Source organism: Halorhodospira halophila, assembly GCF_016653405.1.
Lineage (GTDB): Bacteria > Pseudomonadota > Gammaproteobacteria > Nitrococcales > Halorhodospiraceae > Halorhodospira > Halorhodospira halophila_A.
In genome coordinates this window covers 46,369-66,288 of record NZ_NHSN01000002.1, presented here as the reverse complement: position 1 = coordinate 66,288, position 19,920 = coordinate 46,369, and the positions used below count along the sequence as shown (strand labels likewise).

At 68.3% G+C, this 19,920-nt stretch carries 20 protein-coding genes and 1 tRNA gene; 12 read left to right on the top strand and 9 right to left on the bottom strand.

Annotation, left to right across the window (positions count from 1 at the left end; all coding sequences use genetic code 11):
- Positions 1-7: 7 nt before the first annotated feature.
- Positions 8-2,644, bottom strand: coding sequence for an aminopeptidase N (pepN, locus tag CCR79_RS00975; RefSeq protein WP_201167650.1), 2,637 nt, complete (start codon positions 2,642-2,644; stop codon positions 8-10).
- A gap of 102 nt (positions 2,645-2,746) precedes the next feature.
- Between pepN and CCR79_RS00970 the strand changes: the two genes are divergently transcribed.
- Complete coding sequence (locus tag CCR79_RS00970) at positions 2,747-3,607, top strand: alpha/beta hydrolase (protein ID WP_201167647.1); 861 nt, start codon at positions 2,747-2,749, stop codon at positions 3,605-3,607.
- Positions 3,608-3,816: 209 nt separating this feature from the next.
- On the top strand, positions 3,817-4,125 hold the full coding sequence (locus CCR79_RS00965; protein WP_201167644.1) for a c-type cytochrome: 309 nt from the start codon (positions 3,817-3,819) through the stop codon (positions 4,123-4,125).
- 77 nt (positions 4,126-4,202) lie between these two features.
- Here the strand turns inward: CCR79_RS00965 and CCR79_RS00960 are convergent, their stop codons facing one another.
- A complete protein-coding gene (locus tag CCR79_RS00960; RefSeq protein WP_201167641.1) occupies positions 4,203-5,333 on the bottom strand; it encodes a ChaN family lipoprotein in 1,131 nt (376 codons plus the stop codon).
- A gap of 176 nt (positions 5,334-5,509) precedes the next feature.
- On the opposite strand from CCR79_RS00960, the gene lipA reads away from it, so the two are divergent.
- The 3 genes from lipA (at position 5,510) to CCR79_RS00945 (ending at position 8,198) form a co-directional block, all read left to right on the top strand.
- Entirely contained in the window at positions 5,510-6,514 is a 1,005-nt protein-coding gene (gene lipA, locus CCR79_RS00955; protein ID WP_201167630.1) for a lipoyl synthase, read from the top strand.
- Positions 6,515-6,521: 7 nt separating this feature from the next.
- Entirely contained in the window at positions 6,522-7,127 is a 606-nt protein-coding gene (locus tag CCR79_RS00950; RefSeq protein ID WP_201167624.1) for a CoA pyrophosphatase, read from the top strand.
- 96 nt (positions 7,128-7,223) lie between these two features.
- A complete protein-coding gene (locus tag CCR79_RS00945) occupies positions 7,224-8,198 on the top strand; it encodes a L,D-transpeptidase family protein (protein ID WP_238632930.1) in 975 nt (324 codons plus the stop codon).
- A 160-nt stretch (positions 8,199-8,358) separates the two neighbouring features.
- Here CCR79_RS00945 and CCR79_RS00940 read toward each other — a convergent pair whose 3' ends face one another.
- The 3 genes from CCR79_RS00940 to CCR79_RS00930 are packed head-to-tail and all read right to left on the bottom strand — an operon-like array spanning position 8,359 to position 9,550.
- Positions 8,359-8,658, bottom strand: coding sequence for an Lpp/OprI family alanine-zipper lipoprotein (locus CCR79_RS00940; RefSeq protein WP_201167612.1), 300 nt, complete (start codon positions 8,656-8,658; stop codon positions 8,359-8,361).
- Between the two features lie 53 nt (positions 8,659-8,711).
- Entirely contained in the window at positions 8,712-9,290 is a 579-nt protein-coding gene (locus CCR79_RS00935; RefSeq protein ID WP_207190260.1) for a L,D-transpeptidase, read from the bottom strand.
- A 5-nt stretch (positions 9,291-9,295) separates the two neighbouring features.
- On the bottom strand, positions 9,296-9,550 hold the full coding sequence (locus CCR79_RS00930; protein WP_201167597.1) for a glutaredoxin family protein: 255 nt from the start codon (positions 9,548-9,550) through the stop codon (positions 9,296-9,298).
- A 97-nt stretch (positions 9,551-9,647) separates the two neighbouring features.
- On the opposite strand from CCR79_RS00930, the gene dusA reads away from it, so the two are divergent.
- Positions 9,648-10,634 (top strand): tRNA dihydrouridine(20/20a) synthase DusA, encoded by a 987-nt coding sequence (gene dusA / locus CCR79_RS00925; protein ID WP_201167595.1) that lies wholly within the window; start codon positions 9,648-9,650, stop codon positions 10,632-10,634.
- A gap of 19 nt (positions 10,635-10,653) precedes the next feature.
- Here the strand turns inward: dusA and CCR79_RS00920 are convergent, their stop codons facing one another.
- Positions 10,654-11,382: a UDP-2,3-diacylglucosamine diphosphatase gene (locus CCR79_RS00920; protein WP_201167593.1), complete on the bottom strand. Its 729-nt coding sequence runs from the start codon at positions 11,380-11,382 to the stop codon at positions 10,654-10,656.
- Between the two features lie 115 nt (positions 11,383-11,497).
- Between CCR79_RS00920 and gltX the strand changes: the two genes are divergently transcribed.
- From gltX to CCR79_RS00905, 3 genes are read left to right on the top strand one after another with little or no spacing between them, the layout of a single operon-like run.
- Complete coding sequence (gene gltX / locus CCR79_RS00915; protein ID WP_201167591.1) at positions 11,498-12,931, top strand: glutamate--tRNA ligase; 1,434 nt, start codon at positions 11,498-11,500, stop codon at positions 12,929-12,931.
- Positions 12,931-14,310: a cysteine--tRNA ligase gene (cysS, locus tag CCR79_RS00910; RefSeq protein WP_201167589.1), complete on the top strand. Its 1,380-nt coding sequence runs from the start codon at positions 12,931-12,933 to the stop codon at positions 14,308-14,310. The genes gltX and cysS overlap by 1 nt, the downstream gene beginning before the upstream one ends.
- 13 nt (positions 14,311-14,323) lie before the next feature.
- Positions 14,324-14,749 (top strand): DUF2802 domain-containing protein, encoded by a 426-nt coding sequence (locus tag CCR79_RS00905; protein ID WP_201167587.1) that lies wholly within the window; start codon positions 14,324-14,326, stop codon positions 14,747-14,749.
- On the opposite strand, the gene CCR79_RS00900 is transcribed toward CCR79_RS00905, so the two are convergent.
- The 3 genes from CCR79_RS00900 to CCR79_RS00890 form a co-directional block, all read right to left on the bottom strand.
- Positions 14,710-14,979 carry a hypothetical protein gene (locus CCR79_RS00900; protein ID WP_201167585.1) on the bottom strand — a complete coding sequence of 90 codons (270 nt, stop codon included), beginning with the start codon at positions 14,977-14,979 and terminating at the stop codon, positions 14,710-14,712. The genes CCR79_RS00905 and CCR79_RS00900 overlap by 40 nt on opposite strands.
- Positions 14,966-16,024: a flagellar hook-length control protein FliK gene (locus tag CCR79_RS13775; RefSeq protein ID WP_201167584.1), complete on the bottom strand. Its 1,059-nt coding sequence runs from the start codon at positions 16,022-16,024 to the stop codon at positions 14,966-14,968. The genes CCR79_RS00900 and CCR79_RS13775 overlap by 14 nt, the downstream gene beginning before the upstream one ends.
- 73 nt (positions 16,025-16,097) lie before the next feature.
- Positions 16,098-17,597: an AAA family ATPase gene (locus tag CCR79_RS00890; RefSeq protein WP_201167582.1), complete on the bottom strand. Its 1,500-nt coding sequence runs from the start codon at positions 17,595-17,597 to the stop codon at positions 16,098-16,100.
- Between the two features lie 128 nt (positions 17,598-17,725).
- Here CCR79_RS00890 and CCR79_RS00885 point away from each other — a divergent pair.
- The 3 genes from CCR79_RS00885 (at position 17,726) to sohB (ending at position 19,896) form a co-directional block, all read left to right on the top strand.
- Positions 17,726-17,802, top strand: a tRNA-Glu gene (locus CCR79_RS00885).
- A gap of 376 nt (positions 17,803-18,178) precedes the next feature.
- Positions 18,179-18,793 (top strand): hypothetical protein, encoded by a 615-nt coding sequence (locus CCR79_RS00880; RefSeq protein ID WP_201167579.1) that lies wholly within the window; start codon positions 18,179-18,181, stop codon positions 18,791-18,793.
- 95 nt (positions 18,794-18,888) lie between these two features.
- Positions 18,889-19,896, top strand: coding sequence for a protease SohB (sohB, locus tag CCR79_RS00875; protein WP_201167576.1), 1,008 nt, complete (start codon positions 18,889-18,891; stop codon positions 19,894-19,896).
- The last annotated feature ends 24 nt before the right edge of the window (positions 19,897-19,920 follow it).

Here is a 19,920-nt window from a genome sequence, read left to right as displayed (position 1 = left end):
CCTCACTTTAGCTCATCGCCCCCAGGCTTTTGGAAGCGACCTCGTATACGTCTTTCGACAGCGTATCGCGCTCAAGGATCCGTTCGAGTTGCTGGCGCATCGAGCGACGCCGGCCGGGGTCGTAGCGGCGCCACTGTGTCAGCGGTGCCAGCAGCCGGGCGGCGAGCTGCGGATTGCTCCGGTCCAGGCGCAGCACGTGATCGCTGAGCAGCCGGTATCCGCTGCCGTCCGGGCTGTGAAAGTGGGCCGGGTTGCCCTGGGCGAACGCACCGAGTAGGGCCCGGGCTCGATTGGGGTTTTCCAGGGTGAAGTCCGGGTGCTCGGTGAGCTGGCGCACCCGGTGGACGGTCTCCGGTCGATCGGCCAGGGCCTGCGTCCGGAACCACTTGTCGACCACCAACGGTTCCCCGGACCAGCGCTCGTAGAAAGCGTCCACCGCCTGCTCGGCCTCCGGGCGCGAGCTGTCCGCCAGTACAGCCAGGGCAGCCAGCCGGTCCGTGAGGTTGTCGCTGCGCTCGAGCTGTTCCAGTGCCCGGCTCAGGTGGCGCTCCGAGCCGGCGTGGAGATAGCTCAAGGCCAGGTTGCGCAGTCGGCGCCGGGCGGCTTCGTCCGGGTTGTAGCGCCAGGGGCCTGTCGCCTGGCTGTGCAGGATCAGCCAGTGCCCCTCCAGCGCCTCGCCCAGGCGGGCACGGACGCGCTGGCGGGCGTCGTGGATGGCCTGCGGGTCGACCACCTCCACCTGCTCGGCGAGGTAGGTCTCGGCGGGCAGGGTGAGTGCCTCGGCAACCAGCGCGGGGTCGGCTTCGGGCGCCTCGAGGGAGGTGCGGAATGCCTGCTCGAGCCGCTCCACCCCGTCGGGCCGCGGGGTGCCCCGCGCCTCGTCGAGGAGAACGCGCATGGCCAGCTGTTGCCCCGCTTCCCAGCGCGCGAATGGGTCGGTGTCATGGGCGAGCAGGAAGCCGAGGTCGTCGTCGCTGTACGGGTAGTGCAGCTTGACCGGCGCTGAGAAGCCGCGCAGCAGCGAGGGCACGGGGCGCTCTGGGCAGTCCTCGAAAACGAAGCGCTGTTCGGACTCGCGCAGTTCGAGTACGCGGGTGCGACTGTGTGCGGTGGAGTCCCGGGCCTCGCGGACCGCTAGCGGCGAACCGTCCTGGCCGATTAGCCCCACGGCCAGCGGGATGTGCATGGGATCCCGGTGCGGCTGGGTCGAGTTGCCGGGCAGGGATTGACGGCAGATCAGGGTGTACTCGTTCCGCTCCGGGTCGTAGTCGTCCTCGATCTCGATCTCAGGGGTGCCGGCCTGGGTATACCACAGGGCGAACTGCTGGAGATCGACCCCGGCGGTTTCCTCCATGGCGGCGAGGAAATCCTCGATGGTGGCGGCCTCACCGTCGTGGCGTTCCAGGTAGCGCCGCACGCCGCGCCGGAAGGCGTCGTCGCCGAGCAGCGTGTGGTACATGCGGATGACCTCGGCACCCTTGGCGTAGACGGTGGCCGTGTAAAAGTTGTTGATCTCCACGTAGGCATCCGGGCGGACCGGGTGGCTCATGGGCCCGGCGTCCTCCGGGAACTGGGCGGTACGAAGCAGGCGCACCTGACCAATGCGCTGGACCGCCTCGGAGCCGGTGGTCTCGGCAAACTGGTGCTCGCGGAAGACGGTCAGCCCCTCCTTGAGCGAGAGCTGGAACCAGTCGCGACAGGTGACGCGGTTGCCCGTCCAGTTGTGGAAGTACTCGTGGCCGATGACCGCCTCGATGTTCTCGTAGTCGCTGTCGGTGGCGGTGTCGGGGCTGGCCAGGACGAACTGGGTGTTGAAGATGTTCAACCCCTTGTTCTCCATCGCGCCCATGTTGAAGTCCCCCACGGCGACGACCATGTAGGTATCCAGGTCGTACTCTAGGCCGTAGTGTTCCTCGTCCCAGCGCATGGCTCGCTGCAGCGCAGCTAGAGCGTGATCGGTACGCCCCGTGTTCTCTGGCTCCACATAGAAATGGAGGGCTACCTCGCGGCCCGAGGCGGTTACGAAGGACGCTTCCTGACAGGCCAAGTCGCCGGCAACCAACGCGAACAGGTAGGACGGCTTGGGGAAGGGGTCGTGCCAGATGGCGTAGTGGCGCCCGTCGTCAAGTTCTCCCCGTTCGATGCAGTCGCCGTTGGACAGCAGCACCGGGCAGGTGGCGCGGTCGGCGACCACGGTGGTGGTGAACGGCGCCAGGACGTCGGGGCGATCCGGGTAGGGCGTGATGCGCCGGAACCCCTCCGCCTCACACTGAGTGCAGAACATGCTGCCGGAGCGGTAAAGGCCGGAGAGGGCGGTGTTCGCCGCGGGATCGAACCGGCTGACGGTCTCCACGCGGCAGCGCTCGGGGGCATCATAGAGGATCACCGCCCCCTGCTCATCCTGGTGCGCGCTGGGCTCCAGTTCGACCCCGTCGACGGTCAGCGCTTCCAGCTCCAGGAACTCTGCGTCCAGGCGCAGCGGCGCCTCATCGTCGGTGGCCGCAGGGTTGCGGCGCAGCTCCAGCGCCGCCTCCACGCGGGCCATGCCAGCATGGAGGTCCACGCGGAGGTGGATCCGGTCGACCAGAAAGGCGGGCGGACGATAGTCGCGCAGGCGGATGGTCTGCGGTCGGGGTGCACTCATGGGGACGCTCGTGTTGAATATAGCGAGGTGATCGGTGTGGAATAAGCAGCTTACCTGATCAGGGCACTCCGGGCACACGGGTGACCCAACGCGGGAGGCTGAATGTACGCAAGTTTCGGGGGGATCGGGGGCGGCGGCCCGGAGACGGGGCTGGAGCTGATCCGGTACGCGGGCAGCGACGGGGCATCGGATGCCGTGTTCCCGCCGCTGCTGTTCATCCACGGCGCCTTCGCCGGTGCCTGGTGCTGGGAGGTCCACTACCTGCCGCACTTCGCCGGCCTGGGCTACGAGGCTCACGCGCTGAGCCTCCGCGGCCACGGGGCGAGCGCAGGCCGGGAGACGCTCAACTCGGCCTCCCTGAGCCACTACGTCGAGGACGTGGCCGAAGCCGTCGAGTCGCTGCCACATCCGCCGGTGCTCATCGGTCACTCCATGGGCGGTTTGGTGGTGGATATCGCCCTGCGCCAGGGCGTACCGGCCGCCGGCGCTGTGCTTTTGGCCTCGGTGCCCCCAACCGGGCTCGCCCCCTCCGGCATGCAGATGATGCTGACCGAGCCGCGGCTGCTCTGGCAGATGGGCATTCTTCAGGGGTTCGGACCGGCCTGGGTCGATGTGGATGAGGCCCATCGGGCCCTGTTTGCGGAAGAGATGGATCCGGAGGTGCTGCTCGATTACACCAGCCGCATGCAGCCGGAGTCGCAGCTGGCCCTGTTTGAGATGGGTTTCCCGCGCTGGCCGCGATGGGGCGGCGTGTCCGTGCCGGTGGCGGTGATCGGGGCCGAGGAGGATGTCATCATCCCGCAGTGGATGGTGCGCACGACGGCGTGGCTCTATGGCGTGGAGCCACGCTGGATCCCCGGCGCCGGCCACGCCACCATGCTTGAGCCCAGTTGGCGCCGCGGCGCGGACTGCCTGGAACGGGCGCTGGCCGATCTGGTCCGGACGGGGGCGGGTCGGTCCTGAAGGTTTTCCGGCAACAAAGCAGGGAATTCGTGGTACCGCTTTGCGCCTCGTTAGGCTAGACTGATCGAGATAGTCCAACCCGAGGGGCGCCACTGAGAACGTCGGCTGGCGCACCGGCACCCGTCCAGGGGATGCTCGACGGGCTATTGAGCGGCCCTGCTACCGGGCGCATCAAGCATAGAGACTAAAAGACCGAGGAGTAGCCGATCATGAAACGCATTGTTCTGGCCGCGGGTACCGCGACCGCGCTGATCTTCGGCGGCATGGGGGCGGCCCTTGCCGACGGCGAATCCATCTACATCAACGGCACGGCTCCGACCTGTTCCTCGTGCCATGACCGCGGGGTGGCCGGCGCACCGGAGCTCAACGCGCCCGAAGACTGGGCCGACCGGCCCTCCTCGGTGGACGAGCTGGTCGAGAGCACGCTCGCGGGCAAGGGCGCCATGCCGGCCTACGACGGGCGTGCCGACCGCGAGGATCTGGTCAAGGCCATCGAGTACATGCTCTCGACCCTTTGATCCTGCGGGGCGGCCGGGTCGCCAGGGCCCGGCCGCCAAAGCGGAACCCCGCGCGAAGCTCAGCCCAACGCTCACGGCTACTCGGCGGGGAACCGCGCCACCTTCTCCAAGGTCTCCCCATTCCGCTCGATGACCAGCGGCAGCCAGGTGCCCGGCGCCTGACGGGACACGATGTGCTGCAGGTCGCGAGGATGCCGGATCTCGGTCTCCGCTGCCTTCACGATGCGGTCGCCGGCGGCCAGCCCGGCCTGATCGGCGGGTGTATCGGGGAAGACTTCGAGGATGGTCACCTTCGAATCGTCCTCCTCCATGGCGATGCCCAGACGCGGCGGATCGGGGGTGGCGCGCTCGGGCTCGAGCGCGAAGACGAAGTCCGCCCGATCGGCGTCCGGGCACGCGGCGGCGGCGTCGAGCGGCAGCAGGATGCGGATCGAGTCGTGGCCGAGATCCCGGAGCTGGTGGGCGATGCCGTCACCGTACTCGGCGTGACCCCTGCCGACGATGCCGACGACCGGGTCGCCGTAGGCCTCTAGGGCGGAGACCATCGACTCGGCCATCGCCCGGTCCCAGAACGTCTGCGCCTCGATGAACCGATCCAGGTCGGCATCGTTCTCGCCGGCGCCGGGGTGATGACGGAAGATACCCTGCAGGCGGTCCCGGTACGCCTCGCTGGCCGCTGCCGGCTGGCCGACGGATTCACGCTCGTCCTCATCCAGATCGTCGAAACCGCGTTCCCGCACGGCGCGCACGGTGTCTCGCTCAACGTTGAGGGCTTCGGCCGGCACGCGGTGCGCGCGGACGAATTCGAACAGTGGCATGTAGAGTTCGGCGTCGTAGCCCCAGACGCGCTGCCATTCGGTCTCCTCGAGGAACGCCTCGCGCGTCAGGTTGCCCGTGCGCCAGTCTTCTAGCGGTTTCTGTTTGCTGCGTGGGAACATCTCGAAGCCAATGGCCCCAAGCTCCCCTCGCCCGTGCAAAGCGGCCAGGGTATGGAGCTGCCAGCGGTGGTGGGCGGCATCGTCGTGGCGCTCGCCGAGCAGGATGAAATCGACGCCCTCGAGGGCATCGAGCACCTCATGGGTGCCGAGGGTGCGTTGGTGACCCGGATCGTACCATTGCCCCGGTTCGGCACAGGGGCTGGTGATGGCGCTGCCGGCAAACAAAAGGCCGGCGAGCAGGGTGGTGCTGCGCAGCAGGGGCGTGGACATGGGGCGATCCTTCCTGTGGCCTCGGCCCCATCTTAGGGCTCCTGGCCTGGGTTGGCGACCGCTGCCGGGCTTCGTCCCCGGCTGGGTGGTTCGGCAGGGCAGCGCTGCTGCGCGTACAATGGGATCCTACCGGATGGTACATCCGGTGCGGTTTCGATGGCGGCCAGGGGTAGGGTATGACCGATTTCAAGGGGATTCCGGTGAGCAGCGGTAGTGTCTTTGAACGCGACGGGGTGCGCACTATCAAGGACGGCGTGAAGCGCCGCGGCGATGGGCAGCAGGCGCCGCGCGCACGCAAGCCGCAGTGGCTCAAGGCGCGTGCTCCCGGCGGCGAGGGCTATCGTCGGGTGCGCGGTATCGTCCACGACCACCACCTGAGCACGGTCTGCGAGGAGTCCCATTGTCCCAATCTGGGCGAGTGCTGGAGCCACGGCACGGCCACCTTTATGGTTCTCGGATCGGTGTGCACGCGCACGTGCCGGTTCTGCTCCGTGGATACCGGCAACCCCAAAGGGCGTCTGGATGACCGGGAGCCGCAGCACTGCGCCGAGTCGGTGCGCCTGATGGGATTGCGCTACGTCGTTCTGACCTCCGTCGACCGTGATGACCTGCGCGATGGCGGAGCGGAGCATTACGCCCAGTGCGTTCGGGCGATCAAGGCGGAGAATCCGGAAACCGCGGTCGAGGCCCTCACGCCGGATTTCCGTGGCGATGAAGAGGCCGTGCGGACGGTGGTCGAGTCCGGGTTGGAAGTCTTCGCTCACAACGTCGAGGTGGTCCGGCGCCTCTCACCGCAGGTGCGCGACCCGCGTGCCGACTATGAGCAGAGCCTGGACGTGCTGCGGGCGGCCAAGCGGTTGCGCCCCGACGTGGTGACCAAGTCGAGCCTGATGGTGGGGCTCGGCGAGACGGATGCCGAGCTCCATGAGGCCTTCGAGGATTTGCGCCGGGCGGAGGTGGACATCGTCACCCTGGGGCAGTATCTGCAGCCGACCCGCAACCACCTTCCGGTGGAGCGGTTCGTGAGCCCGGACGAGTTCGAGGCCCTTCGCCAGGAGGGGCTCAGGCTGGGGTTCCGTGAGGTCGTCGCGGGTCCGCTGGTGCGTTCGAGCTACCGGGCGGACCGCGTGCTCGAGGGCAACAACGTCGGCTTGCCAGCCCCCGGCCCGGACGCTGGTTGACGGTGCCATGCCCGTCGCCCTGTCCGGACCGGCGTGTTGCCCGGAGGCCCTGCGGGCCCGCCTGACCGGGCAGGCCTGGCCTGAGCGCGGGTGGCGCCGATCCCCGGGGCACCCAGTGCCGGCATCGGTGCTGATCGCCCTGCTTGAGCCGCAGCATCAGCCGCGAATCCTGCTGACGCGGCGCGCCGGCGGCCTGCGTGATCACCCGGGGCAGGTGAGCTTCCCGGGGGGGCGCGTCGATCCGGCCGATGCCAGCGCCGAGGCGACCGCCCTGCGCGAGGCGCACGAGGAGGTTGGGCTCGAGCCCGACGCGGTGCGAGTCCTCGGGCGGCTCGGCCGCTACCATACGGGTACCGGGTTCGTGATCCAGCCGGTGGTTGCCGTCATTCGCAGCCCGGTCATCTGGCGGCCGGATCCGGGCGAGGTCGAGTCGGTCTTCGAGCTGCCCCTGGAACGGCTGCTCGAGGGGCGTGTCGACGGCGAGGTCCGGGTGCCCGGCCCCTTCGGACGGATCGAGCGCTTCCCGGCGCTGATTCATCAGGAGCAGCTGATCTGGGGGGCGACAGCAGGTATGCTCTGGCAACTCCGAGAAGCATTACAGGGCATAGGCTAAATGGCGGGACGTATGGCGGGCAGGGTGCGGTGTCGGATGGACGCTGCGCGAGGTGCAGGGTTGCTCGGGTCGGGGATCTGGTTGCTGTTGCTGGCGATGCCGGTCGTGGCTGACGAAGCCCCTCCGCCCGAGCAGGCGGGCGAGGGCGAGGTGGTCGACGAGGACGCCTTCGAGGAGCACGACTGGGATCGGACCCTTCACCGCTTCGAGCTGCAGGACGGCGTCGACGTCGTTGGTGAGGAGCAGACCGCCCGGGCGAATGCCGAGGATACCCTGCTGGATGTCGCCAAGCGCCATGCGGTCGGCTACGAGCAGATCCGCATGGCCAACCCGGGCGTCGATACCTGGCTGCCGGGGGAGGGCGCGGAGGTTCGCATCCCGTCACGCTACATCCTCCCCGATGCGCCGCGTGAAGGCGTGGTCATCAACCTGGCCGAGATGCGCCTCTACCACTACCCGGAAGACGAGCAAGTGGTGGAGATCTTCCCGGTCAGTATCGGACGCATGGACTGGTCAACCCCGCTCGGGCGTACCGAGGTCACCGGGAAGATCGAGGACCCGGCCTGGTACCCGCCGGAGTCGATCCGCAAGCAGGCCGAGGAGCGAGGCGAAACGATGCCACGCGAAGTGCCCCCGGGACCCGACAACCCGCTGGGTCGGCACGCCATCCTGCTCGACATCAGTGGCTATCTGCTTCACGGCACCAACCGCCCCTGGGGCATCGGGATGCGGGCCACCCACGGGTGCATCCGGCTGCATCCGCGGGATATCGAGTACCTCTACGATCAGTTGTCAGTGGGCACGCCGGTGAAGATCGTCAATCAGCCGTTCCAGGCAGGTTGGTCTGCCGACGGGGTGCTCCACCTCCAGGCGTTTCCGTTCTTCGAGGAAGACGATCCGTCGCGGGCGGAGCGCGTCGAGATGGCCGTCGAGAGTGTCGCCCACGCCCTCGGCGATACGGCCCATCGGGTGGACGGCGCGCGGGTCCGCGCGGCTGCCGATGAGCAGGACGGGCGGATCCGCCGTGTGTCCCGGAGTAACGCCACCCCGCATCGTCCGTCCGGGGAGTGAGCACCCCCCCAAGCCGCATAGCGGCTATCGGCGGGGTGCTGCGCCGCCGTGGGGTCGACGACCCTTGCTGCCATGCCCGGAGCGAAAAAAAAGCCCGACGCGGGGCCGGGCTTCCGGGGATGCCGGGCGTCGCGTTAACGCCCGGGGTTCCGACGGTTGGTTACTTCTGCATCGTCCGCTCGAACATGCGGTCGATCTTCTCCTCGTTGTCCTCAGCCTTGCGCAGCGCCTCCTCGGCGATGCTGTGTGCCTCGGCCGCCCGCTCGTCAGCGCCCTCGGCGGTGTCGCGGGCGTCTTCAGCGATGGCGCGGGTTTCGTCCATCTCGGCGTAGAGGTCCTCAAGCTCACGGTCCACCGCGGCGCCAATCTGATCCTCATCCACGGTGGCGCAGGCGGCGACCAGGCCGAAGGCGGCGCCGACAGCCGCGAGCTTGGCAACGGATGCGAAACGTTGAGGCATCGAGTATCTCCTTGTGCTGGGAAGGTTTTTTTGCGCCTATTCGTGTTTGAATGCTAGCGGATATACACGCGTGTGCCAATGCCCACAAGGCTGGCCAGCGCCTCGACCTGATCGTCTTCCAGCGCCACGCAGCCATCTGTCCAGTTGACATGCCGGTGGAACCGGACATCACCATCGCCCACCCCGTGGATGCCGATATGCCCGCCCAGAGCCGTCCGCTGGGGCGGACGACCCAGGCGGGCAAAGTCATCCAGAAAATCAAGATACTCCTCTTGGTCGATGGTCCCGTCATCCCGGGCCTTGCGCGCATTCTCCAGACTTGGGTAATTCAGCCCGAGAAAAAGATGGTACTGGCTCTCTTCATTGATCCGGTTGATGCGGAATTTTCCCAGCGGAGTGGTCCGGTCGCCGCGACGGCGGGTTTCCGCCGTGCCGTAGCGGCCCACGGCGAGGTTTTCAAAATGCGCGAAGGGGCGGTCCCCTTCAAACACGGTTATCCGGTAGGTATCGGTGTCCACCAGAACCCATCGTTCATCGTCCTCCGGCTTGAACGGCAGGTCGTTCGGCGGCTCCTGCTGCGCCGCGAGCAGACCCGGCGCAAGCAGTGCCAGGCAAAGGAGCAGCCGCGCCATCCGGCTCACGGTCGGCCTCCGGTCTGCAGCCACTGGTGCAGGTCCCCGGCATCGAACGGCCAGAACAGGCGCCCGCCGGGGTGCTCGCCCTCCAGGAAGGGGATGCGCTCCTGGAGCGCCGGGTCGTCCGGGAAGTGGTCGAGGACGTCGGCCTCGTGCAGCTGCAGCGGGGTGTAGGCCGCATAACGGCGGATGAGGTCGCGCGCCTCGTCGCAGAGGTGGCAGCCGCTGGTCCCGTAGAGCGTCACGGATTGGGTCATGGGTGGCGTGTGTGCCGCTGGCAACCGTACCTTGGCGTATAATACCCAGCCGGCCGGCCCCGGCAAACCATCGCTGAGTGACTGCAGAGAGGGACTGATGACCGAGCCGCCGTGCATACACGGGCGTTTGAGCGTGGCCCCGATGATGGAGTGGACCACGCCGCCGGCACGCTACTTCCTGCGCCTGCTGGCGCCCAACGTGCGTCTCTACACGGAGATGGTGCCGGCCGTGGCGCTCTGGCACGGGGCGGCGGAACGTTTTCTGCCGTTTCACCCGGCGGAGCACCCGGTGGCGGTGCAGTTCGGGGGTAGCGACCCGCAGGAGCTGGCCCACGCGGCGCGCCTCGCCGAGCAGTGGGGTTACGACGAGGTCAATCTCAACGTCGGGTGCCCCAGTGACCGTGTGCAGTCGGGGCGTTTCGGGGCCTGCCTGATGCTCGAGCCGGCCCGGGTGGCCGACTGCGTCGCCGCGATGCAGGCGGCCACCCGCTTGCCGGTGACGGTCAAAACCCGCATCGGGGTCGACGATCACGACAGCGAGGCCTTCCTGGACGCTTTCGTGGAGGCCGTGGCCGCAGCGGGGTGCCGGAGCTTTATTGTGCATGCCCGCAAGGCATGGCTTTCGGGGCTCAGCCCCAAGGAGAATCGCGAGATCCCGCCCCTGGATTACCTCCGTGTGCATCGGCTCAAGGCGCGGCGGCCGGATCTGGAGGTGGCGATCAACGGTGGTATTGCGGATGCGGCGACGCTGCGGGAGCAGCTGCAGTGGGTCGATGGGGCGATGATCGGCCGCGAGGCCTTCTCCAATCCCTACGTGCTGGCACAGTGGGATTGCATGCTGTTCGGAGGCGAGTTGCCCGGGCGTCGCGCTGTGGTGACCGCGTATCTGCCTTATGTCGAGGCGCGTCGGCGCGAAGGGGTGCCCATGAGCCAGCTGGTCAAGGTGCTCATGGGGCTGTTCAATGGATTGCCCGGTGCCCGCGCCTGGCGTCGGACCCTGACCGAAGGCAGTCAGCAGCCGGGGGCCGGCCCCGACGTGATCGAGCGCGCGCTGAAGTGCGTCGCCCATGGGGAGGCTGCATGACGGCGGCGCCTGCTGCCCGCTAGGCGTCGTGGGGCAGGGTCTCCAGCCTCCAGCCCTCTGGTTGACAGCGCAGCAGGCTGCCCTGATCGAACCAGTCACCCACCACGAAGCGTTTGCCCCAACCGAAGGGTGTGTCCAAGTCGTGAATGGCCGGACGATGCGTGTGGCCGTGGATGAGCCAGCGCACCTGGTGCTCCCTGAGTGCCGCATCCACCGCCACCGGGGTGACATCCATGATGGCCTCGTCTAGCTGCTGGTTCCGCTCGGTGCTGGCGCCGCGCGCCTGGCGCGCCTGCTCGAGTCGCTCCGCCACCGGCAGCGCCAGGAAGTGCTGCTGCCATGCGGGATCGCGCACCATGGCGCGGAACTCCATGTACTCGGCGTCATCGGTGCACAGGCTGTCGCCGTGCATCATCAGCGCGTGTTCGCCGTGGATGGTCACCACGCTGGGATCGGGGAGCAGGTGGGTGCCGCTGGCTGCGGCGAAATCGGCACCGAGCAGGAAATCCCGATTCCCGTGCATGACGTAGATATCCGTGCTCGCCGCGGCTGCACGGAGGGCCTGCAGGACGGGGTCGTCGGCGGAGACCGCGTCGTCGCCGATCCACGCCTCGAACAGGTCGCCCAAGATGTAGACGGCTTCGGCGCCCGGCGCCTCCTTCTCGAGGAAGCGCAGGAAGGTGTCCGTCGCAGCCGGGCGGCTGCGGTCCAGGTGCAGGTCGGCGATGACCAGAACGGGTCGGGGCATGGCGTCGGTCCGAGTCCGGTGTCATTAACGGAGCGCCAGTGTCCCTCGAGGGCGGAGCGCGGGCAAGGCCGTGGGATGCCCCCGGAATAGGGCGACGCTGTTAAAATGCCCCGCCATGAACGAGATGACCGTCAAGACGCGCTTTGCACCGAGCCCGACCGGGGCCCTGCACCTCGGCAACCTGCGCACGGCCCTGTTCAATGCCCTGCTGGCCTACGGCAACGGCGGGCGGTTCGTGTTGCGGATCGAGGATACCGATCGTGAGCGCTACAGCCCGGAGGCGACCCGCTCGCTGATGGGCGATCTGCGCTGGCTGGGACTGGACTGGCAGGAAGGCCCGGAGGTGGGCGGTCCGGCGCCGCCGTACCACCAGTTTGACCGGGGATTTCTCTACGACGCCTACTACCGACAGCTCGAGGCCGAGGGGTGGGCTTACCCCTGCTTCTGCAGCGAGCGCGAGCTGGAGATGGCCCGGCGTGCCCAGCGCTCGGCCGGGCAGCCGCCGCGCTATCCCGGCACCTGCGCACGCCTCAGCGCCGATGAGGTGGCGCGCAAGCGCGCCGAGGGGGTGCAGCCGGCTCTGCGGTTCCGGGTGCCGAGCGGTGAGCAGGTGCGCTTCGATGATCGCATCCACGGTGAGCAGAGCTTCCGGACGGATGACATCGGCGACTTCATCATCCGCCGCGCCGACGGCACCGCCGCGTATCTGTTCACCAACGCTGTCGATGACGCGCTGATGGGGATCACCGATGTCCTGCGGGGGGATGATCACCTTACGAACACCCCGCGGCAGTTGCTCATCCTGAAGGCCTTGGGGCTGTCGGCGCCGCGTTACGGCCACATGGGGCTGATCACCGGGGCCGATGGCGCGCCGCTGTCCAAGCGCAACGGCAGTCGCTCCGTCGGTGAGTTGGCTCGAGAGGGGTATCTGCCCGAGGCCATGCTCAATTACCTGGCCCGGGTCGGGCACACCTGCGCGTCCGAAGCGCTGCTCGATCTGGCCGGCTTGGCCGAGGTCTTCGATCCGGCGCGTATCAGCACGGCGCCGTCGCGTTTTGACCCGGACCATCTGCGGCACTGGCAGGACGAGGCGGTGCACCGCAGCCCGGCGCGGCGCCTGCGGCCGTGGATGGGGATCGATGCCCTGGTGCCCCCCGGGTACGCCGACGACCTGGTCAACGCCGTGCGCGATAACGTGCGTTTCCCGGCGGATGCGCGGGACTGGGCCAAACGGGTCTTCGCCGGGCCGCCGGGGCTCGATGCCGACGCCGAGGCGGCCATCGTCTCGGCGGGGCCGGAGTTCTTCGAGGCTGCCGTGGGTGCCGCTGAGGAGGGCTACACCCGGTTCAAGGGGCTGACCGAGGCGGTCAAGGAACGTACCGGGGTCAAGGGCAAGCGACTCTTCATGCCGCTGCGCGCGGCGCTCACCGGTCGATGTAGCGGTCCGGAGCTGCAGCCGGTGGTCGACCTGATGGGCGGTGAGCGGGTGGTTGAGCGGCTCAGGCGCGCCGCCACCCTCGCCGCGGAGCAAGGCGCGCAGGGGGAGTGATGCTGAAGATCCACAACAGTCTGACCGGAGCCAAGGAGCCGTTCCGGCCCATTGAGCCGGGGCGGGTGCGGATCTACGTCTGCGGCATGACGGTCTACGACCTCTGCCATCTGGGCCACGCCCGTGCCCTGGTGGTCTTCGATGCGGTGGTCCGGTATCTGCGCTGGCAGGGTTACGAGGTGACCTACGTGCGCAACATCACCGACATCGACGACAAGATCATCCGCCGCGCGGCGGAGAACGGCGAGCCAATGAGCGCCCTGACCGATCGCTTCATCCAGGCCATGCACGAGGACTGCGCGGCGCTGGGCGTCGAGCGCCCCGACCATGAGCCGCGTGCCACCGAGCGCCTTGAGTCGATGATCGCGCTGATCGAGGAGCTGATCTCCGGCGGCCACGCCTACGTTGGCGAGAACGGCGACGTCTACTTCTCGGTGGCCAGCTTCCCGGCGTACGGCAAGCTGTCCGGGCGTCGGGTGGAGGAACTGCGCTCGGGCTCGCGCATCGAGCCGGACGAAGCCAAGCGTGATCCGGTGGATTTCGTCCTCTGGAAAGCGGCCAAGAGCGGTGAGCCGGCCTGGCCCTCGCCGTGGGGAGATGGTCGGCCCGGCTGGCACATCGAATGCTCGGCCATGTCCCGTGACCTACTCGGCAGCCACTTCGATATCCATGGGGGCGGGGTCGATCTGCAGTTCCCGCACCATGAGAACGAAATCGCCCAGAGCGAGTGCGCCAGCGGTCACCGTTTCGTCAACTACTGGATGCACAACGGCCACGTGCGCATCGATGACGAGAAGATGGCCAAGTCGCTGGGCAACTTCTTTACGGTGCGCGACGTCCTGGCCGAGCATCCGGCCGAGGCCGTCCGTCTTTTCCTGCTCTCGAGTCACTACCGCAGCCCGCTCAATTACACGGGGGATGCACTGGGCGAGGCCCGCGGGGGGCTGGAGCGGCTCTACAACGCCCTGCGCGGACTGCCGGAGGCAGAACCGGCGTGCAGCCGGGCGCGGGAGCGCTTCCGTGAGGCGATGGACGACGACTTCAATACCCGTGAAGCCCTCGCGGTGCTCTTCGAGAGTGCCCGTGAGATCAACCGGCTGCGCGAGGGCGGTGACGAGGCAGGAGCTGCTGCGGCAGCCGCCGAGCTGCGTGAGCTCGGCGCGGTCCTCGGGCTGTTGCAGCAGGACCCGGAGAGCTACCTGCGCGGCGATGTTGCGGATGCCGAGGTCGACGAGATCGAGGCGCTCGTGGCGCAGCGGGCAGCGGCGCGCAAGGCGAAGGATTTCGCCGAGGCCGATCGGATCCGGGACGAACTCCAGGCGCGGGGGATTGAGCTGGAGGACACGCCGGAGGGGACCAAGTGGCGGCGAACCCGCTAACGAGGAGGGCCGCATGGCGTGGCTGATCGGGGTGGTGCTCGCCGTTCTAGCCGGTGCCCTGGTGGCGTCGGCCTATGCCGTTTACCGCGTGCAGCGCACCCTGGAGCGGGTCCAGCAGGCTGAGCAACGCATGGAGAGCGTCGAGACCACGACCCGGCAGATCCTCGAGCACTTCCGGGGGCTCTCCGCGGGGGCGGTCGGCCAGGGGGAGCACCTGGCCCGGCTGGAGCAGAACCTGGCCCGGCTGCGGCGGCGTCTGGATCAGGTGGCCGCAGCCGGCGGCACGGATGGCAGCCGCTTCAATCAGGCGATCCGCATGGCGCGCAAGGGGGCCGAGGCCCGGGAGATCGCCGATACCTGCGAGATCAGTCAGGTGGAGGCGGACCTGGTGGTTCTGCTTCACGGTCCGGGGCGCGGAGAGGGCGGCGCCTCCGGGTGATCGAGTGACGGGCCGGCGCCGGCGGGCCCGACATCCTGCTCCACCGTCCAGGTGAACGCCAGTAGGGCAGCGATGGCCTCCGCAACCTCGGGGGGTGGTTCCGCGTCGTCCTCAAGGCGGGCCAGTGCCGCGGCCAGGTCGGGGTCGTCGGGTAGCGCGAAGCCCCGGGTTGCGGCTCGCTCCAGGAGGGTCCGCCCGAACTCGTCCGGCTCCGGATCAGATCTGCTCATCGATGATCCCCTGGGTCGCGGTGGATGAAGGGGCGGTACCGTCGTGAGCCGGCCACCCGTGGTAGCAGGTAATCGCGCCGGGTTCGAGGCCGGCGGCGCGGAGGCGTTGTTCAAGCTTCGGGAGCGCGTTGGCCAGGCGCTCGGCGCTGACACGCTGCTGGGCCCACCAGGCCAGATCGGCGCGCCCGCCGGCCAGGTGCAGCGAGACTGCCACCGGGCCCAGTCGCTCGAGTGCCAGACGGGCCTCGATGGTCCACGCTGCGCCGCCGTCTGCCCCGGTGGCGGGGCGGATGCGCAGTCGCAGGGCGTGCAGGGCGTCGCCCTGGCGTACCGGGATGTCGAGCGTCCAGTCGCGTGTCCCGCGGGTGTGGAGGGCACGGTGGGCCTGAAGTGCCTGGATGCGCCAGAAGAAGGCCTCCAGTTGGTCGAGCAGGGCGCGCTCGGCCGGCGGGAACTCCGGCGTGGGCCTCTTGCGGTCGCCCCCCTCCGGGTGGCGTGGGCGCAATGCAGCGAGCCAGGCGCTCAACCGCCCCTTGAGATCCGCGCCCGTGTCGGCACCGCGGGCCAGTCGAGCCTCCAAGTAGAGGCCGGCGTGGGCCAAGGTCTCGCGGATACCGGCGGCGGAGCTCAGTGAGCGTGCCGACGGCACGGCATCCTGGAACTCTTGGCACGCTGTGTGCAAATCAAGGTTGGTAAGAGGGCGCCGGAGTGCGCTGCGCAGGTCGCCTACCAGCGATTCCGCAGTGGCCTGGCGGGGCAGGGCCTGGCGCAGGGTCCACTGCAGCGCCGGGCGGGGGCCAAGGTGGTCGGTGACCTGTAGCACCAGGGGGTGGCCCACGCTGGCCACACGCAGTCGCAGGCGATCGCCGCCGGCCACCGGTACATCGGCCCGTGCGGGGAGGCGGTGGGCGCCGAGGATCAGGATCAGCCCGGCCCCGGTGAGCCGGGCCCGCGCCTCCAGGGTGTCCCCCAGGCGCAACGGCAGATCCGGCCGGCCGCTGGCCTCTGGGAAGCGGATCCACACCGTGGGACGTTGTGCTGACATGTCAAGCAATTGACACCCTTGGTGCGTCAAAAAAATGTCGCTCTGCTACAGGTGTCGCCCTGGTGACGCCGGACTAGTCCTCGGCCGCCAGGCTCTCGGCTACGGACTCGAAGGAGCGCACCCACGCACCGCGCTCCGCGACCGCTTCTGGGAGGGCGTCAAGGGCTGCGTGAGCGGCCTCTCGGTCTTCGTGGGAGCCGTGTAATAGCAGGAACCACAGATCGCCGTCGTCGCGCTCCGTAGCGACCACGTGGGTCGGCTCATCCAGTGGCTGTTGCCCCGCGTATTCCTGCAGCGGAGCTGGCTCAGAGGCGGCCAGCAGCTGGATGGTGTAGCGCTCCCCGTCCTCGCCGCGGATCCAGTCCGCGCTATCGGCCAGGTCCTCCTCCGCGGTTTCGGTGCCCGGCTCGCCCTCGGTCGGACCGCTGTCAGTTGGCCCTTGCGCAGCATCCGGGGTGTCGAGGAGCTGCAGGTTGGTCGTCGACTGTCCCGTGGGGGAGGGTGGCTCCTGTTCGTCAGGGCTGTCCCGGAAGCTGTAGCGCCCGGGTAGATCCAGGCCAAAGGGTGTGTCGCTTGCCGGCTCGATCTCTTCGCTTTCGGCCGCGACTGTCTCCTCCTCGGGTTCCTCGAAATCCTCGATGGCGAGTTCCTCCGTCGCCGGGCCGGTGGATAGCTGGTGCGTGAGCAGCCAGTAGGTGCCCGCCGACGCGGCCGTGATCCCGGTGACACCGGCCAGGGCCCACCGTAAGCCGGTGCCGCGGAGCCCGGGCGATTTCGCCGGGCGCGGCCCCGGCTTGGGCGCCGGCTGGTCGGAACTGGCCAGCCGGGCGGTCAGGCGTCGATAGGCCGCCTCGTTGATCCGCTCCGGGTGTCCGCCGGATTGCCGGAATATGTCCTCGATCTCGTGCGGGTCGAACAGGGTGTGCTCGGCACCGGCGCTTCGGGTTCGGTGGTCCAGGTAGGCGCCGGTCTGCTCCTGGCTCAGCGGGTATAGGGTCGTGGTGTGAAACCGCTCCGCGGGCGGCGTCTCCGGGAGGCTCTGCAGGCCGGCGGGCTCGAGGGCCATGGCGAGGCTGAAGGCCTCGTCGTCCTCGGCGAGTTCTGTCCACAGTCCAAGCAGCTCGTCGATCTCCCGTGCGGGCAGGGCGTGGGCATCATCGATAAGCAGGGCGGGGCGAACGCCGCCACGGCGGGCACTCCGCACGTAGTTCAAGGCCTGTTCGCGGGATCGAGGAGCCAGGGTGCCTTCCTCGGCCTCCGCGGCGGCGACCAGAGCGCCCCACAGGGTATCGATGTCGGCACCGTCGCCCTGGACCCGCTGCATGCTCAGCCCGGGGGGCTGAGATTCGGCCAGGCGGCGCAGGAGTGTCGTCTTGCCCAGGCCCGCGTCGCCGCTAATGAGCACGATGCGTTCGCCGCTTTGCAGGAGACTCAGCGTGACGTTGATCTGCGTGATTCGGGCGCTGTCCTCGAAGGGAGGGTCGGGGATGCCGACGAAGGGCTGTGCGGTCAGCCCCAGTCGGTACAGGGCCGCCTCCGGGAGGTGTAACGTCGTGCCGGTTTGCGGAGCCATGCAGGACCTGGAGGGTGCTCTTCGGTCAGTGTTCCGCCAGTTTAACAGAGCCGGTGCGATCGTCATGGCCGGAAGTGTTGACACCCCCGTCAGCCGCCCTTACCATTGCGCTCGCTTTACGGCACAGCGTCCCCATCGTCTAGCTGGCCTAGGACACCACCCTTTCAAGGTGGCGACACGGGTTCGAATCCCGTTGGGGACGCCATTTCCTCCCCCGCCCGTGAAACGACCTGCCCCAGGTTCCATTGTCCTCTATCGCAGCTCGGCCGACGGCATTGTCAGGGCCTGCAACTCCCGATTCTGACCGCGCTTTCCGCCCAATCCGCCTCACCGGGCGCTCAGGCGCTGTCGGCGGCTTCGTTCCTTCCCCCGACGCTCACGCCCTGGGGGGGCGGAGCGCATCCGTCATCAAACATCGATCGAATGTCCGTTGGGCACGCCCAGCGCGGTATCTGGACGCATTGCGGTGCCAGGTTCACGTCGTTGCCGTTACCATCCATCGGTTTTCGATGAGTCGGCGGCCCACAGCGGATCGGTGCCGCGGGGTGTCTCGTTGACCAAACAGAGGGGTGGAGTCGCGTATGGCCAGTGTATTTTCCCGGCTGATCGTCAAGAATCCGGTCGGTGTCGCTTTCGAGTCGCTGCTGTTCCTGCTGGCGTTCACGGGGCTGCTCGTGATGCTGGTCTTCTCCTTTGTCAGCGTCTTCCTCGCTGCGGATACCTGGGCCGCGGTGCTCGGTCTGTTCCAGGGGGTGCTGCCGGCTGGGCTGCTCCAGCTGGGCCTTGAGGCGGATGCCGCTGTGCGGCTGTTCTACGTGGTCGTCGCAGGTTTCGCCCTGGTTTTGGTCTCGATGGTGGTCGGGGTGCTCTACAACCTACTGCTGGCGCCTTTCCTCCGCCAGCGCAACGTGAGCCGGCTGGCGAAGGAAGGCTTTGAGATCAGCGAGGTCTTTCAGGGGCGGGGCGAATGGGCGGTGCTCGACAAAGAGAACCGGCATGCGTTCTTTGTGACCGCGGCCCGGGCCCTGCAGGTGCAGGTCGATGAGATCCGCAAGGTGGAGAGTCGATCCATGCCCCTGGCCCGGCAGCTGCGGGTGCGCGTGGATCTCACCGACCCGGATACCCCCTATCACGAGGTCTACTTCAAGGCCAAGGACCAGGGGGACGCCTTGCGTATCGCGCTCCAGCGGCTCTGAGAGGCGGGGGATCTGCCGCTGCTTCCGGAAGGTAGGAGCATCGGGCCGCGCGCATGCTAGGGTTACCGAAGCGATGCCCTGCCGAGATCCGACGGATGCTAAACGAATACCTGCTGTTCCTGGCCAAGACCGCTACTGTGGTGCTCGCCGTCCTGTTTATCCTCGCGGCGGTATTCCGCATGCGCCAGGAGGGAGGCGCTGGGGCGGGTCGGCTGCAGGTGCGAGCGCTCAACGGTGTCTACCGGCAGCGTGCGGAGGCGCTGCGCCGCGCCGGTGCCCCGAGCTCCTGGCGAGGTCGGCTGCGCAGGAAGCTGCAGCGTAAACCGGTGGATCCACCGCCCGCCGAGCTGCCGGATAAGCGCGTCTACGTCCTGGATTTCCGCGGCGACATCCGGGCCCGTGCCGTGGAGGGGCTGCGCGAGGAGATTACCGCGGTGATCGCCGCGGCCCGCCCCGGGCAGGACGAGGTGATCCTCCGCCTCGAGAGCCCCGGCGGTGCCGTGCCGGCCTATGGGCTGGCAGCCTCGCAGCTGGCGCGCCTGCGCGAGGCCGGGATTTACTTGACCGTATGTGTGGATCGGGTTGCCGCCAGCGGCGGCTACCTGATGGCGGTGGTCGGGGACCGTATCGTGGCGGCACCGTTTGCGTTGATCGGGTCCATCGGGGTGGTCGGGAGCCTGCCGAATTTCCACCGCTGGCTGCGCAACCGTGACATCGATTTCGAGCAGCATACCGCCGGGGCGTACAAGCGGACCCTGACCCTGTTCGGGGAAAACACCGAGGCCGACCGGGAGCGCTTTCGCGAGGACCTGGCCCACATCCACGAACAGTTCAAGGGGTTCCTCCGTCGTTACCGCCCGCAGCTGGATGTTGAGACGGTGGCCACTGGAGAGTTCTGGCTGGCTGAGCGGGCCCTGGAAGCGGGATTGATCGACGCGCTGCAGACCAGTGATGACTGCATCATGGCTCAGCGCGAGCAGGCGCACCTGTTGGAGGTCGATTTCCGTCAACGGGAGGGCTGGTCGCAGCGCCTGACGATGGTCACCGAGCGCCTGCTCGGGCAGCGCGGTGTGCTGGACCGGTTCGGGCCCGGCTTCGGGTAGGTGTAACGTACCGTCGCCCGAGTG

Excerpts from the sequence above, each read along its gene's own strand:
- CCR79_RS00945 (WP_238632930.1), top strand. The coding sequence starts at position 7,224 with ATGCCGGTCGTGGCTGACGAAGCCCCTCCGCCCGAGCAGGCGGGCGAG.
- CCR79_RS00960 (WP_201167641.1), bottom strand. The coding sequence starts at position 5,333 with ATGTCCACGCCCCTGCTGCGCAGCACCACCCTGCTCGCCGGCCTTTTG.
- CCR79_RS00935 (WP_207190260.1), bottom strand. The coding sequence starts at position 9,290 with ATGGCGCGGCTGCTCCTTTGCCTGGCACTGCTTGCGCCGGGTCTGCTC.
- CCR79_RS00970 (WP_201167647.1), top strand. The coding sequence starts at position 2,747 with ATGTACGCAAGTTTCGGGGGGATCGGGGGCGGCGGCCCGGAGACGGGG.
- CCR79_RS00920 (WP_201167593.1), bottom strand. The coding sequence starts at position 11,382 with ATGCCCCGACCCGTTCTGGTCATCGCCGACCTGCACCTGGACCGCAGC.
- CCR79_RS00950 (WP_201167624.1), top strand. The coding sequence starts at position 6,522 with ATGCCCGTCGCCCTGTCCGGACCGGCGTGTTGCCCGGAGGCCCTGCGG.
- CCR79_RS00930 (WP_201167597.1), bottom strand. The coding sequence starts at position 9,550 with ATGACCCAATCCGTGACGCTCTACGGGACCAGCGGCTGCCACCTCTGC.
- CCR79_RS00890 (WP_201167582.1), bottom strand. The coding sequence starts at position 17,597 with ATGGCTCCGCAAACCGGCACGACGTTACACCTCCCGGAGGCGGCCCTG.
- CCR79_RS00905 (WP_201167587.1), top strand. The coding sequence starts at position 14,324 with ATGGCGTGGCTGATCGGGGTGGTGCTCGCCGTTCTAGCCGGTGCCCTG.
- CCR79_RS00940 (WP_201167612.1), bottom strand. The coding sequence starts at position 8,658 with ATGCCTCAACGTTTCGCATCCGTTGCCAAGCTCGCGGCTGTCGGCGCC.
- CCR79_RS13775 (WP_201167584.1), bottom strand. The coding sequence starts at position 16,024 with ATGTCAGCACAACGTCCCACGGTGTGGATCCGCTTCCCAGAGGCCAGC.
- CCR79_RS00900 (WP_201167585.1), bottom strand. The coding sequence starts at position 14,979 with ATGAGCAGATCTGATCCGGAGCCGGACGAGTTCGGGCGGACCCTCCTG.
- cysS (WP_201167589.1), top strand. The coding sequence starts at position 12,931 with ATGCTGAAGATCCACAACAGTCTGACCGGAGCCAAGGAGCCGTTCCGG.
- pepN (WP_201167650.1), bottom strand. The coding sequence starts at position 2,644 with ATGAGTGCACCCCGACCGCAGACCATCCGCCTGCGCGACTATCGTCCG.
- dusA (WP_201167595.1), top strand. The coding sequence starts at position 9,648 with ATGACCGAGCCGCCGTGCATACACGGGCGTTTGAGCGTGGCCCCGATG.
- CCR79_RS00965 (WP_201167644.1), top strand. The coding sequence starts at position 3,817 with ATGAAACGCATTGTTCTGGCCGCGGGTACCGCGACCGCGCTGATCTTC.
- sohB (WP_201167576.1), top strand. The coding sequence starts at position 18,889 with ATGCTAAACGAATACCTGCTGTTCCTGGCCAAGACCGCTACTGTGGTG.
- gltX (WP_201167591.1), top strand. The coding sequence starts at position 11,498 with ATGAACGAGATGACCGTCAAGACGCGCTTTGCACCGAGCCCGACCGGG.
- CCR79_RS00880 (WP_201167579.1), top strand. The coding sequence starts at position 18,179 with ATGGCCAGTGTATTTTCCCGGCTGATCGTCAAGAATCCGGTCGGTGTC.
- lipA (WP_201167630.1), top strand. The coding sequence starts at position 5,510 with ATGACCGATTTCAAGGGGATTCCGGTGAGCAGCGGTAGTGTCTTTGAA.